We start from the raw sequence: 11,835 nt of genomic DNA on the forward strand, positions 1-11,835 counted from the left end.
ATATGAACAATTCATCTATCGCTAAAATATTAAGTATCTCGTTGTTTTTTTCTTGTAATATTGGCTATTCCTCTTCGAATAATATAAATTTGCAAGAGACTGTAAGTGCAGTGTCAACTCAGCAAGATGGAGTTACAAATAACGATGTATTAAAATACTTATCTGACAAATACAGTAATGAAATCTCAAACTTGGGACTTACAGATAAGCGACTCAACTCTAATGTTTATGTTCGCGCAAGCTTGAATGATAACTTTTTATTTTTCTCGAATCTAAAACAGTTTATCTCTGTTTTTTACGACCTTCCAAATCTCCAGTCAGTTAAAGTTGTTAAGTATAATAATTATATAGGTTTCAAAGTAAAACTTGCTGGGCGTCCTGCAACAGGATTTGCACTTTATCAAGAGGATAATGAGTTTTTCTTGAAGGGGGTTATAAATGAAAAAGGACTTATTGCTGCTGAGAATATAGAAGAGGAGGGACTGGTATTTAACTCGTATTATTCAGTCGCTTTTGTTGTATTTAATAAGAATGGTGTGAGATATTAATCTTATATATAGATGCAGATATGAAACTTTTGACGGTTCTACCATTGATGATTTTGTGTTTTTCAGCCAAAGCCAGTGATTTTAAAAAAATAAATGGAATAATCTCTTTGTATCAGAGCAAAAACCAAACCACCTTTAGTATTAATTCTTCACTTGGCACTACATCGGGAGTATGTGAAATAGGAGGTGAATTAACACTCATTGATGCACGTAAAGGGCAACGTAACCGTTGGGTTTATAGTGACCAGTCAAGCATGTGTGTTGTGTTGATAAGTGAATTAGATAATGGTGCCATGCAGGTTATCTCGAAGGATTGTGATAAATACTGCGGTGTAACATCTATAGGTTCTATAAACGGCACATATAATAAATGAAAGATTACTTTAGCCTGAAACTAATCAGGCTAAAGTAAATATTAATAGATTACAATATTACACTATTTCTTTTCTTATTGGTTCTACGTTGTAATTATTACCCTTTTCCAATGTTGTAAGTAGCTCAGCCCATACAGTCAATGCTTGCTTACGTTCTTCAAAGTATTGATAGCGATTATATATACCTTCAACACCTTTGATTTTATGATTTAAGCAGCGTTCTGCTATCACCGGATCGACCCCCAGCGCAGCTAAATGGGAGCGGGCAGTTCGCCGAAAATCATGAATCGTAAAATTTGGCACATCTGACATATTTGATCTTATTTTAGCCAACGCTACGGGCAATGTACTTTCCTGAATATGAGGAATCATGCGGTGTTGCATTTTTCTTGCTGGGAGAACCCATTCACTATTGCCGGACATGATTTTTAATTCTTTAATCCAGCCAACAACGGGTGACGCCAGCGGGATATCAATACCATCGCCGTTTTTAACGCGCTCAGCAGGCAAATGCCAGACGCCTTCATCCAGATCAAATTCTGACCATCTGGCACCACACAATTCCATCTTACGGCAGCATAGGGCTAAAATGAGCTTCATAGTTAGTTCATTTTGACGGGAAAACCCTTTGGTCAAAGGCATTACCTGAAAAAGCTGTACCAGCTCTTCTCGACTTAACCAGCGTTCACGACTTTGTTCTTGTCCTCCGGCATCAGAGATGTCAAATGCACTTGCTGGATTAGCAGCCAGCATGTGCCGCTTGATTCCATAATCAAAGATCCGTCGAGTCCATCTGAGGACGTCATTGGCAACGGTAGGCGCTCCTCGTAGAAGGATCTTTTGCAACATATCATCAATATGATAAGGGCGAACGTCCTCTATTCGCAGGTTGCCTATGTTTGGATTTATATCTTTTTCGATTCGGCGGCGCAGTATGTCGGGGTGCTTCCAGCGTTTAAGTATCTGGCGTTCAAAATATTCGCTGGCTAATTGGGATACCCGAAGTGCATGTTTTTCAGACTCTATTTTTTTGAGGGCGTCAGCTTTCCGTTCTTGCTTCTCTCCCGCAACGTCATAACCCAATGCTACACGTGCTGAGAGTTCTTTGGCTGTCTCCCGCGCTTTTGCTAGTGAGAGTTCAGCATAAGAACCGATACCCATTACCCGCTGTTTTCCAGAGAAACGATAGCGAAAACGCCAGAATGGAGCAGCATATTTCTTTGGAAAACAGAGAGATAAACCATTGCCATCTGACCTTGCTTCGAAGCGTTCGTCAGCTCTGATCCATGCCTTGATTTGTATGTCTGTCATTTTTGCCATATATGACCCTGCTTATGTGCCTTGTGTACATAAGCATGATGCCATAAAAGTCATTATGTACATAGTTAAGTACACGATAAACATGCGCTGTAGTGATACATGATGAGACAAGGTGATAAAGATATAGCCCGTATTAACGGGCTATTAGAGGTAGTTTCAACTTGGGTGAGACAAGGTGAGATCGTCTGAGATATTACTCAATGTTCTGAATCTGCTCGCGCATCTGTTCGATCAGGACTTTCAGCTCGATAGCCGAACTTGTGACATCTGCATTGATTGACTTAGAAGCCAGCGTGTTCGACTCGCGGTTAAACTCCTGCATCATAAAGTCGAGGCGGCGGCCAACGGCTTCTTTCTTTTTCAGGATGTTATAGGTCTCTTTGACGTGTGCTTCGAGGCGGTCCAGTTCTTCAGCGACGTCAATGCGCTGTGCCATCAGCACCAGCTCTTGCTCAAGGCGGTTGTTCTCAAGCTGAACTTCGGCTTCTTCCAGCTTGTTAACCAGGCGCTCGCGCTGCCATTTCACGACTTCTGGCATTTGGGCGCGAACCTTAACCACTTCGCCGCTGACGCCTTCAAGGCGCTGTTCAATCAACGCTTTCAGCGCCTGACCTTCGGTCTCACGGGCAATAACAAAGTCGTCCAGCGCGCCGTCAAGAGCGGAAAGTATTTCGGCGGTGATTGCGTCAAGATCCTGCTCCTGAGCGGCCATTACGCCCGGCCAGCGAAGAATATCTACCGGGTTAATTTCACCTTCATCGCTTTGCATTTTGACCCAGTTAGCGGCCTCAACCAGCTGCTTAGCCAGTTTTTCGTTAAGGATCAGTGACCCCTGCGCACGAGCATCGGGCTCGAACCGCAGGTTGCATTCGACTTTACCGCGCGTAAGGCGGTTGCGGATGCGCTCGCGGGCAACGGGCTCAAGACTGCGGAACTGCTCCGGCATGCGGATATACGTTTCGAGATAGCGCTGGTTTACCGAGCGTAATTCCCAGGAGGCAGAGCCCCATTCACCTTTTACTTCACGCCGGGCGTAGGCGGTCATACTGCGGATCATAGTACGTACCCGTTTTCAGCTAATGTATGGGGGGATTATAGCCATCAGGGGTCTTGCAGGATAGGAATAAGCGCCTGAAGTCCGTATAATGCGCAGCCACATTCGTTTTAGCCGGAGATAAGCCCATGCGTCCATCAGGTCGTAGCGCCGAACAAGTGCGCCCAGTTACCCTGACCCGTCATTACACTAAACACGCTGAAGGTTCCGTGCTTGTCGAGTTCGGTGATACCAAAGTACTGTGCACCGCGACGCTTGAAGAAGGCGTGCCTCGCTTCCTGAAAGGTCAGGGCCAGGGATGGATCACCGCTGAATACGGTATGTTGCCGCGTGCAACCCACAGCCGTAATGCCCGTGAAGCGGCAAAAGGCAAACAGGGTGGCCGTACTCTTGAGATTCAACGTCTTATCGCTCGTTCACTGCGTGCAGCTGTGGATTTAAAAGCGCTGGGTGAATTTACCATTACGCTTGACTGTGACGTTCTGCAGGCCGACGGCGGCACCCGCACTGCTTCTATCACCGGTGCCTGCGTGGCTCTGGCCGATGCACTTAATGGCCTGGTTGCCTCCGGCAAGCTGAAAACTAACCCAATGAAAGGCATGGTTGCGGCGGTTTCCGTTGGCATCGTCAACGGCGAAGCACTCTGCGATCTGGAGTATGTCGAGGACTCAGCGGCCGAAACCGACATGAACGTTGTCATGATGGAAGACGGACGCATGATTGAGGTGCAGGGCACCGCAGAAGGCGAGCCGTTCTCCCATGAAGAGCTACTGGCGCTACTGGCGCTGGCTCGAGGGGGCATTGATTCCATCATCACGTCGCAGAAGGCGGCGTTAGAAAATTAATTTTTTAAAAGCGACTGAGAAGTCGCTTTTTTTATGTCCGTGTAACTTTTATGTCCGTGTAACAATGCTAAGGAGCGAATCCATGAAACCGTATCAGCGCCAGTTTATTGAGTTTGCGCTTAACAAACAGGTACTCAAGTTTGGCGAATTCACGCTGAAATCCGGGCGTACGAGCCCCTATTTCTTCAACGCCGGGCTGTTTAATACCGGGCGCGATCTGGCGTTATTAGGGCGTTTCTATGCAGCCGCACTGATGGATTCCGGTATCGACTTCGATCTGCTCTTCGGCCCGGCCTATAAAGGCATTCCTATTGCTACCACGACGGCGGTTGCGCTGGCGGAGCATCACGAGCGCGATGTGCCTTACTGCTTTAACCGTAAAGAAGCGAAAGACCACGGTGAAGGCGGTAACCTGGTCGGCAGCCCGCTTCAGGGGCGCGTTATGCTGGTGGACGATGTGATCACGGCTGGGACCGCTATTCGTGAGTCGATGGAGATTATTGCCGCGAATGGCGCGAGCCTGGCCGGCGTTCTCATTTCTCTCGACCGACAGGAACGCGGCCGCGCCGATATCTCTGCCATCCAGGAAGTTGAGCGTGATTATCAGTGTAAAGTCATCTCTATCATCACTCTTAAAGATCTGATTACCTATCTGGAAGAGAAGCCTGAGATGGCGGACAAGCTGGCTGCGGTGCGCAAATACCGTGAAGAGTTTGGGGTTTAAGCTTTTTTTGAGAATCAGTAAAAAGGGCCTTAAGGCCCTTTTTTATTAGTAAAGCTGAGCGGCAATCAGCGGCCAACGGGTATCAAAATCATCCGTGGGCAGATAGCGGAAATCACTTCGTACAAAACGCGACAGCATCCCTTCGCAGAAGGCCAGAAGCTGGCTAGCCAGCAGAGCTTCATCGGTGGTAAACCCTTCGCCTTCACGCATCTTTTTTTCACGCATGACCTGGCGCAGCTGAACCTCAATGCGTTCAAAAAGCTGATTAATGCGATCCTGCAGGCGATCCTGTTCAAACATAAGCGCGTGACCGGTGAGAATACGCGTCAGGCCCGGATTCCGTTCACCAAAACCTAAGACCAGCAGCACGATTAACCGCAGGCGGGCTAAGGTGTCTTTTTCATCTTTCAGAATCAGGTTAATGCGGGTAATCAGGCTGTCTTCGATAAACTCAATCAGGCTATCGAACATTTTCATTTTGCTGGGAAAATGTCGATAAAGAGCGGCTTCGGACACGCCAACGGTTGCCGCCAGTTTAGCGGTGGTAATCCGTTGGCTGCCGTCGCTGGATTCAAGCATTTGGGCCAGAGACTGAAGTATTTCCTCGCGACGATTCCTTTTCGCGGTCTGTTTTTCTGCCATGTTCTAAAATACCCCTGAAAAATACCTTGTCAGGTAAACACCGAACCGCGCCCGCAAACGCCTGGTTTGCGGTCTGTTTTAACGTTATCAGCGCGGTAGGGTTACGTTTATAAAACGGTATTACTGGCGGCCAGAATGGCCAAAGCCACCTTCGCCGCGATCGCTGGCGTCAAAATCTTCAACCAGGTTAAATTCGGCCTGGACGACAGGTACAAAGACCATCTGTGCAATGCGCTCACCTGGCTGAATGGTGAAGCTATTTTGGCCGCGGTTCCAGACAGAAACCATCAGTTGACCCTGATAATCGGAGTCAATCAGCCCCACCAGGTTGCCCAGCACTACGCCGTGTTTGTGGCCCAGGCCGGAGCGAGGCAGGATTACTGCGGCCAGAGAGGCATCAGCAATATGGATAGCCAGGCCGGTAGGCAACAGCGTTGTTGCACCAGGGGCAAGTTCTACGGCGTCATCCAGGCAAGCACGCAGGTCAAGACCGGCAGAGCCGGAGGTGGCATAGGTTGGCAATGGGAACTGCTGACCAACACGCGGGTCCAGAATTTTAACGTCGATTTTTTTCATCATAGCGGGTAACGATCTCGTCCAATAAAAGGTGGCCAAGGAGTGCTTTACGCTCAAGCGGTAAGACTTTGTCTCCCTCCTGCCAGAAAAGGTGCAATGCGTTGCTGTCGCTATTAAACCCTTGATTATTCTGAGATACGTCATTGGCGCAGATCAGATCCAGGTTTTTAGCAGTACGCTTTTTCCGGGCGTATTCTTCCACATTATTTGTTTCGGCGGCAAACCCTACAACATAAGGGCGGCCTTCGGAAAGCGCCGCGACCCCGGCAACCACATCCGGGTTTTTAACCATTTTCAGAGTAATTTCATCGCCTTGCTTTTTAATCTTCTCGTCGGCAACAACCGCAGCGCGGTAGTCGGCAACGGCGGCGCAACCAATGAAAATATGCTGCCCTGATACTCTTTGCTGGACCGTATCATTCATTTCCAGCGCCGTTGTGACATCAATTCGGTTTACCCATGCCGGGGTTGGCAGATTGACCGGCCCGGAAATCAGGGTGACGTTAGCGCCGCGAGCCGCCGCAGCTGCGGCGATAGCAAAGCCCATTTTACCTGAGCTGTCGTTGGTGATGTATCTGACGGGGTCCAGACGTTCGCGCGTTGGGCCGGCGGTAATCATGACGTTCAGATGTTGCAGATCTTTGACGACGGAAAAATGTTCCACCGCCATATCAACCAGCGTCAGCGGGTCCAGCATACGTCCTGGCCCGATATCGCCACATGCCTGGCTGCCGCTATCCGGCCCCCAAATCAGCAGGCCACGAGCGGTTAGAACGTCCAGATTATGTTGGGTTGCAGCCGCACGGTACATTTGCTGGTTCATTGCCGGAACGACGGCAACCGGAGCTGGCGTTGCCAGGCAGATTGTACTGACCAGGTCGTTTGCCATTCCCGCTGCTACACGCGCAATCAGGTCTGCCGTTGCAGGCGCCAGTATGACTAAATCTGCCCATTTGCCTAGTTCAATGTGGCCCATTGCGGCTTCGGCAGCGGGGTCAAGCAGACTGTCGGACACCGGATAGCCTGACACGGCCTGTAAGCTTAGTGGCGTGATAAAGGCCTTCGCCGCCTCGGTCATTACCACTCGTACATCCGCTCCGCGATCGCGCAGACGACGAACCAGCTCAGGTGTTTTATAGGCAGCAATGCCGCCGCTGACACCAAGAACAATTTTCTTGCCGGAAAGTCCCATCATGATTTTTATCCGTTGGAAGATACAGTCGAATGGCTATTTTATCACAATCGCTGTCATGCGCCTTTTTGCAGTTTGCGAGGCATCACGCAAGACCAAAACCCGCCCATCGCCCGAGAAGAAAAAAGGCCGCACTATAGGCTGTGTAAGAGAGGGAGGGTCGTCATGAAAAAGGATATTGATCTTGATAAAGCGCATTTACCCCGTGAAAAACTGCTTCAATTTGGCGTCAGTTCACTCACGGATACTGAGCTTCTGGCGCTATTCTTGCGCACCGGCCACCACGGCATGCATGTCCTGGCCTTTGCCAGCATGCTTTTACGCGAATTTGGTTCCCTGCACCGCTTGTTGTCGGCTGACTACTCTCATTTCAAGAAAGTGAAAGGTATCGGCGAAGCAAAATACACTCAGCTGCACGCCATTGCGGAGCTGGCCAGGCGCTACTATTCGTCTCAGGGTGTGAACGAACTCTCCATGCTTACGCCTGACCGGGTACGGGAGTACCTTCAGAGTCAGCTGATGACCGAGCAGCGTGAGATATTTATGGTTCTGTTTCTGAATAACCAGCACCAGGTCATCAAGTGTGAGCGTTTGTTCGCCGGTACGATAAGTCACGTTGAAGTTCATCCGAGAGAAATTGTCCGCGAAGCGATGAAATGCAACGCGGCAGCCATTATACTGGCGCACAACCACCCGTCAGGTAAGGCTGAACCCAGTAAAGCAGACCGGGCTATTACGGAACGTATCGTGAAAGTTTGCCTGTTTATGGAAATTCGAGTGCTTGATCATCTGGTTATTGGTCACGGAGAGTACGTTTCTTTCGCTGAACGAGGGTGGATTTAGTTCATCAGGCGCGATCCATAGGGATCTTTGTCTGTTCGGGACTTGAGCACATGCCTCACACAGCGTATACTACGCCACCTTTGAGAATCTCGGGTTTGGCATTATGCGCCTGGCACTGTGGTTCACATTGAACCGCCAGGGACCAGGCTTGCAGCCTGACGAGGCGCCTAACCCTATACGAAGCTCGAGCTAATTTGATTTTTGGAGAATAGACATGTCCCGAGTCTGCCAAGTTACTGGCAAGCGTCCGGCGACCGGTAATAACCGTTCCCACGCACTGAACGCGACTAAACGCCGTTTCCTGCCGAACCTGCACTCTCACCGTTTCTGGGTTGAGAGCGAGAAGCGTTTTGTCACCCTGCGTGTATCTGCTAAAGGTATGCGTGTAATCGATAAGAAAGGCATCGATACAGTTCTGTCCGAACTGCGTGCCCGTGGCGAAAAGTACTAAGTACTTAGAGGAAATAAATCATGGCTAAAGGTATTCGTGAGAAAATCAAGCTGGTTTCTTCTGCTGGTACTGGTCACTTCTATACCACCACGAAGAACAAACGTACTAAGCCGGAAAAACTGGAGCTGAAAAAGTTCGATCCAGTTGTCCGTCAGCACGTTTTATACAAAGAAGCCAAAATTAAATAATTCTGGTAACTTTGTTGAAGAAACCCGGCTCAGGCCGGGTTTTTTTATGCCTGCTTCCCGGAGGAGAGATGCCTGAATTACCTGAGGTAGAAACCAGCCGACGCGGTATCGAGCCGCATCTGGTGGGTGAAACAATCTTGCATGCGGTTGTACGCAATGGGCGACTGCGTTGGCCGGTTTCTGATGAAATCCATGCCCTGAGCGATAAGCCGGTGATAAGCGTGCAGCGGCGAGCCAAGTATTTGCTGTTGGAATTACCTGATGGCTGGATAATTATTCACCTGGGAATGTCCGGCAGCCTGAGGATCCTTGCGCAAGAGCTTCCGGCGGAGAAGCACGATCATGTTGATCTGATCATGAGCAACGGCAAAGTCCTGCGCTATACCGACCCGCGCCGCTTTGGCGCCTGGCTGTGGGCCAAAGAGCTGGAAGGCAGCAACGTATTGGCGCATCTCGGGCCTGAACCGCTGAGCGATGCATTCAATGCCGGGTACCTGCGTGAGAAATCCGCCAAAAAGAAAACGGCCATTAAGACCTGGCTAATGGATAACAAACTTGTTGTTGGCGTGGGGAATATCTATGCCAGCGAATCTTTGTTTGCAGCAGGCATTCATCCTGACCGCAGCGCGCAGTCGCTGTCCAAAAAAGAGTCTGAAATACTGGTTGCGGCGATCAAAACGGTATTGCAGCGCTCTATCGAACAGGGAGGAACGACGCTAAAAGACTTCCTCCAGTCCGATGGTAAACCAGGCTATTTTGCGCAGGAGCTGCAGGTGTATGGGCGGGAAGGAGAGCCGTGCAGGGTTTGCGGTGCGCCGATTGTTGCCGGTAAGCATGCGCAACGCAGCACTTACTATTGCCGCCGCTGCCAGCGATAGCTATTTAAGCCTTTCGATAAGCGCTTTACAGACGTGCTCAGGCAGGAAGTGAGCGACATCTCCATGATGGCGCGCCACTTCTTTGACCAGGGAAGAAGAGACAAACGACCACTCTTTCGACGGCATCAGGAATACGCTTTCCAGTTCCGGCATGAGATGACGGTTCATGTGAGCCAGCTGCATCTCATATTCAAAATCTGCAGCGGTACGTAAACCGCGAACCAGTACGTTTGCCTGCTGATTGCGGGCAAAGTTTGCCATTAAATCGCTAAAGCCCAGAACCTGAACATTAGGCAAATGTGCAATTGCCTGCTGCGCCAGCGCGACGCGTTCATCAAGGGTAAACAGTGCGTTCTTACTTGGGCTTGCCGCAATGGCAAGGATCACCTGGTCAAACATATTGGCTGCACGGGTAACAATATCAATATGGCCGTTGGTGATGGGATCGAAGGTCCCCGGATAGATTGCACGCTTTTGCATATCTGACCTTAGTGTGTTTTAGGGGGGAGATAAGGTTCCAGCAGCTGCAACAGGCGCTGTAATGCGCCCTGATTCTGGTAGAGCACTTCCACAGCATGGCGACCGTAGAAGTTACGATAATCCTCATCTGTGAGCAACGACGCAATCTCTTTTACTAACGACGGCTCATCGGCCACGGTGATGAGGCCATCAGCCTGCGACAGGCGCGCGCAGATGTCTTTGAAGTTAAAGGTATGCGGCCCCATTAACACCGGAATAGCGTGCGCAGCTGGCTCAAGAGGGTTATGGCCGCCACGTTCGACTAACGAGCCGCCAACAAAGGCTAAATCGGCAATGCCGTATAGCAGCATCAACTCACCCATGGTATCGCCGATGACGACCTGCGTACTGGAAGAAGGAACCTCTCCAGAAGAGCGGGTGGTATAGCTCAACCCCGCATTTCGCACCAGGTTAATGGCATCCGGGAAGCGTTCCGGGTGGCGAGGGACAAGAATCAGCAGCAGATTAGGAAACTGTTTTAAAAGCGACTGATGAGCCTGAATGACAATGCTTTCTTCGCCTTCATGCGTACTGGTGGCTATCCAGACAGGGCGGTGCGGAGCCCACTGTCGACGAAGCGTGACGGCCCGGGCTGCAAGTTGTGGCGTTACGGAGATATCAAATTTAAGGCTACCGGTTACGGTCAGCTGGCTTCGCTTTGCTCCCAACGCAATAAAACGTTCGCCGTCTTCTTCATTCTGAGCCGCGATGAGCGTGATGCGCTGTAGCAGCGTACGGACAAAGTCACCGAGTTTTGCATAGCCTTTAGCTGAGCGTGCAGAAAGCCTGGCATTAGCAATGACCAGCGGAATGTAGCGCTTGTGCAGGGCGGCTATCAGGTTCGGCCAAAGCTCGGTTTCCATGATAAGCACCAGCTTCGGATCGACTTTATCAAGGAAACGGTTAAGCGCGCAGGGTAAATCATAAGGCAGGTAGACGTGCTGGACGTCTTGTCCGAAGGCGGACATTACCCTCTCAGAGCCCGTTGGGGTCATTGTCGTGACGGTAATCGGAAGCTCTGGATAGCGGTGGCGCAGGGCTCGCACCAGGGGAATGGCGGCCAGGGTTTCACCCACGGAAACAGAATGCAGCATAATGCCGCCGGGCTTGAGCGGTTTTTTATAGAAGCCGTAGCGCTCGCCAATGCGTTTACGGTATGCCGGAGCTTTACGACCGCGCACCCACAATCGCAGCCAGATGAGTGGCTGTATGAGGTAAAGCAGTATGGTGTAAAGCAATTGGAGCATAGGACACGGCTGACATTATGAATGTGCTGGGGATTCTATGTATTTAACCTGAGCTTTGCCATTACTTTTGCGGAATTTGCCTGAAATGACCCCTGATTGTTCCTGGTGATATTCGCTTGGGTGTTTTTTTCAATTTCTATTGAATAGATGAGGGTAAATTCTGGGTTTGCAAACCGTGCTGGTAAGGCATTACGACTAGAGATAATAGAGATAATTTTCTTATTTTATAATAGGTTGTGCTTTGCTTTGTGCGATTGATATTCATATCGGATTGCCCCCTGATAAATGCTACACTATGCAACGTTTTGGAAGGCATTCGGGACTCGTCAATGTTGGAAAATTGAGCATTTTATTTCCGACATCATCGACCTGGTTAGAGCGATTTTTCCCTATGGTTTGTCTGACTTCGGTTTAGGCCTCACGGATATGAGTAC

The 11,835-nt window shown here is 49.7% G+C and carries 15 protein-coding genes; 8 read left to right on the plus strand and 7 right to left on the minus strand.

Features of this window, described 5'->3' with window-relative positions; genetic code table 11:
- On the plus strand, nt 1–548 hold a 548-nt coding region (locus HX778_RS08805), incomplete at its 5' end, for a hypothetical protein (protein ID WP_176981802.1).
- Between the two features lie 20 nt (nt 549–568).
- Nucleotides 569–922, plus strand: a complete 354-nt coding sequence (locus HX778_RS08810) for an acyl-CoA dehydrogenase (RefSeq protein WP_176981803.1) — start codon at nt 569–571, stop codon at nt 920–922.
- Nucleotides 923–979: 57 nt separating this feature from the next.
- On the opposite strand, the gene HX778_RS08815 is transcribed toward HX778_RS08810, so the two are convergent.
- Nucleotides 980–2,242, minus strand: coding sequence for a site-specific integrase (locus tag HX778_RS08815; protein WP_176981804.1), 1,263 nt, complete (start codon nt 2,240–2,242; stop codon nt 980–982).
- A gap of 193 nt (nt 2,243–2,435) precedes the next feature.
- Entirely contained in the window at nt 2,436–3,299 is an 864-nt protein-coding gene (locus HX778_RS08820) for a YicC/YloC family endoribonuclease (RefSeq protein ID WP_038477188.1), read from the minus strand.
- Between the two features lie 125 nt (nt 3,300–3,424).
- Here HX778_RS08820 and rph point away from each other — a divergent pair, with 125 nt between their 5' ends.
- Both rph and pyrE read left to right on the plus strand, forming a co-directional pair.
- Nucleotides 3,425–4,141 carry a ribonuclease PH gene (rph, locus tag HX778_RS08825; protein ID WP_038477184.1) on the plus strand — a complete coding sequence of 239 codons (717 nt, stop codon included), beginning with the start codon at nt 3,425–3,427 and terminating at the stop codon, nt 4,139–4,141.
- Between the two features lie 82 nt (nt 4,142–4,223).
- Nucleotides 4,224–4,865, plus strand: coding sequence for an orotate phosphoribosyltransferase (gene pyrE, locus HX778_RS08830; RefSeq protein WP_038477181.1), 642 nt, complete (start codon nt 4,224–4,226; stop codon nt 4,863–4,865).
- Between the two features lie 45 nt (nt 4,866–4,910).
- Here pyrE and slmA read toward each other — a convergent pair whose 3' ends face one another.
- The 3 genes from slmA to coaBC form a co-directional block, all read right to left on the minus strand.
- Nucleotides 4,911–5,507, minus strand: a complete 597-nt coding sequence (gene slmA, locus HX778_RS08835) for a nucleoid occlusion factor SlmA (protein ID WP_016538879.1) — start codon at nt 5,505–5,507, stop codon at nt 4,911–4,913.
- A gap of 120 nt (nt 5,508–5,627) precedes the next feature.
- Nucleotides 5,628–6,086, minus strand: a complete 459-nt coding sequence (gene dut, locus HX778_RS08840) for a dUTP diphosphatase (protein ID WP_016538880.1) — start codon at nt 6,084–6,086, stop codon at nt 5,628–5,630.
- Nucleotides 6,064–7,275: a bifunctional phosphopantothenoylcysteine decarboxylase/phosphopantothenate--cysteine ligase CoaBC gene (coaBC, locus tag HX778_RS08845; RefSeq protein ID WP_144244099.1), complete on the minus strand. Its 1,212-nt coding sequence runs from the start codon at nt 7,273–7,275 to the stop codon at nt 6,064–6,066. Before coaBC ends, dut begins: the two co-directional genes overlap by 23 nt.
- 165 nt (nt 7,276–7,440) lie before the next feature.
- On the opposite strand from coaBC, the gene radC reads away from it, so the two are divergent.
- The 4 genes from radC (at nt 7,441) to mutM (ending at nt 9,635) form a co-directional block, all read left to right on the plus strand.
- Nucleotides 7,441–8,118, plus strand: coding sequence for a DNA repair protein RadC (gene radC, locus HX778_RS08850; protein WP_144244042.1), 678 nt, complete (start codon nt 7,441–7,443; stop codon nt 8,116–8,118).
- Nucleotides 8,119–8,332: 214 nt separating this feature from the next.
- Nucleotides 8,333–8,569 carry a 50S ribosomal protein L28 gene (gene rpmB, locus HX778_RS08855; RefSeq protein ID WP_008457442.1) on the plus strand — a complete coding sequence of 79 codons (237 nt, stop codon included), beginning with the start codon at nt 8,333–8,335 and terminating at the stop codon, nt 8,567–8,569.
- A gap of 20 nt (nt 8,570–8,589) precedes the next feature.
- Nucleotides 8,590–8,757, plus strand: coding sequence for a 50S ribosomal protein L33 (gene rpmG / locus HX778_RS08860; protein WP_003024094.1), 168 nt, complete (start codon nt 8,590–8,592; stop codon nt 8,755–8,757).
- 68 nt (nt 8,758–8,825) lie between these two features.
- Nucleotides 8,826–9,635, plus strand: coding sequence for a bifunctional DNA-formamidopyrimidine glycosylase/DNA-(apurinic or apyrimidinic site) lyase (mutM, locus tag HX778_RS08865; protein WP_176981805.1), 810 nt, complete (start codon nt 8,826–8,828; stop codon nt 9,633–9,635).
- Here mutM and coaD read toward each other — a convergent pair whose 3' ends face one another.
- Both coaD and waaA read right to left on the minus strand, forming a co-directional pair.
- Nucleotides 9,636–10,115, minus strand: a complete 480-nt coding sequence (coaD, locus tag HX778_RS08870) for a pantetheine-phosphate adenylyltransferase (RefSeq protein WP_038477164.1) — start codon at nt 10,113–10,115, stop codon at nt 9,636–9,638.
- A gap of 8 nt (nt 10,116–10,123) precedes the next feature.
- Nucleotides 10,124–11,401, minus strand: a complete 1,278-nt coding sequence (gene waaA, locus HX778_RS08875) for a lipid IV(A) 3-deoxy-D-manno-octulosonic acid transferase (RefSeq protein WP_038477160.1) — start codon at nt 11,399–11,401, stop codon at nt 10,124–10,126.
- Between the last annotated feature and the right edge of the window lie 434 nt (nt 11,402–11,835).

This window comes from Cedecea sp. P7760 (assembly GCF_013386425.1).
Taxonomy (GTDB): domain Bacteria; phylum Pseudomonadota; class Gammaproteobacteria; order Enterobacterales; family Enterobacteriaceae; genus Cedecea; species Cedecea selenatireducens.

Coding starts and splice junctions, on each gene's coding strand:
- HX778_RS08820 (WP_038477188.1), bottom strand. CDS start 3,299: ATGATCCGCAGTATGACCGCCTACGCCCGGCGTGAAGTAAAAGGTGAA.
- HX778_RS08810 (WP_176981803.1), top strand. CDS start 569: ATGAAACTTTTGACGGTTCTACCATTGATGATTTTGTGTTTTTCAGCC.
- dut (WP_016538880.1), bottom strand. CDS start 6,086: ATGATGAAAAAAATCGACGTTAAAATTCTGGACCCGCGTGTTGGTCAG.
- rpmG (WP_003024094.1), top strand. CDS start 8,590: ATGGCTAAAGGTATTCGTGAGAAAATCAAGCTGGTTTCTTCTGCTGGT.
- HX778_RS08815 (WP_176981804.1), bottom strand. CDS start 2,242: ATGGCAAAAATGACAGACATACAAATCAAGGCATGGATCAGAGCTGAC.
- rpmB (WP_008457442.1), top strand. CDS start 8,333: ATGTCCCGAGTCTGCCAAGTTACTGGCAAGCGTCCGGCGACCGGTAAT.
- radC (WP_144244042.1), top strand. CDS start 7,441: ATGAAAAAGGATATTGATCTTGATAAAGCGCATTTACCCCGTGAAAAA.
- coaD (WP_038477164.1), bottom strand. CDS start 10,115: ATGCAAAAGCGTGCAATCTATCCGGGGACCTTCGATCCCATCACCAAC.
- rph (WP_038477184.1), top strand. CDS start 3,425: ATGCGTCCATCAGGTCGTAGCGCCGAACAAGTGCGCCCAGTTACCCTG.
- coaBC (WP_144244099.1), bottom strand. CDS start 7,275: ATGGGACTTTCCGGCAAGAAAATTGTTCTTGGTGTCAGCGGCGGCATT.
- slmA (WP_016538879.1), bottom strand. CDS start 5,507: ATGGCAGAAAAACAGACCGCGAAAAGGAATCGTCGCGAGGAAATACTT.
- pyrE (WP_038477181.1), top strand. CDS start 4,224: ATGAAACCGTATCAGCGCCAGTTTATTGAGTTTGCGCTTAACAAACAG.
- mutM (WP_176981805.1), top strand. CDS start 8,826: ATGCCTGAATTACCTGAGGTAGAAACCAGCCGACGCGGTATCGAGCCG.
- waaA (WP_038477160.1), bottom strand. CDS start 11,401: ATGCTCCAATTGCTTTACACCATACTGCTTTACCTCATACAGCCACTC.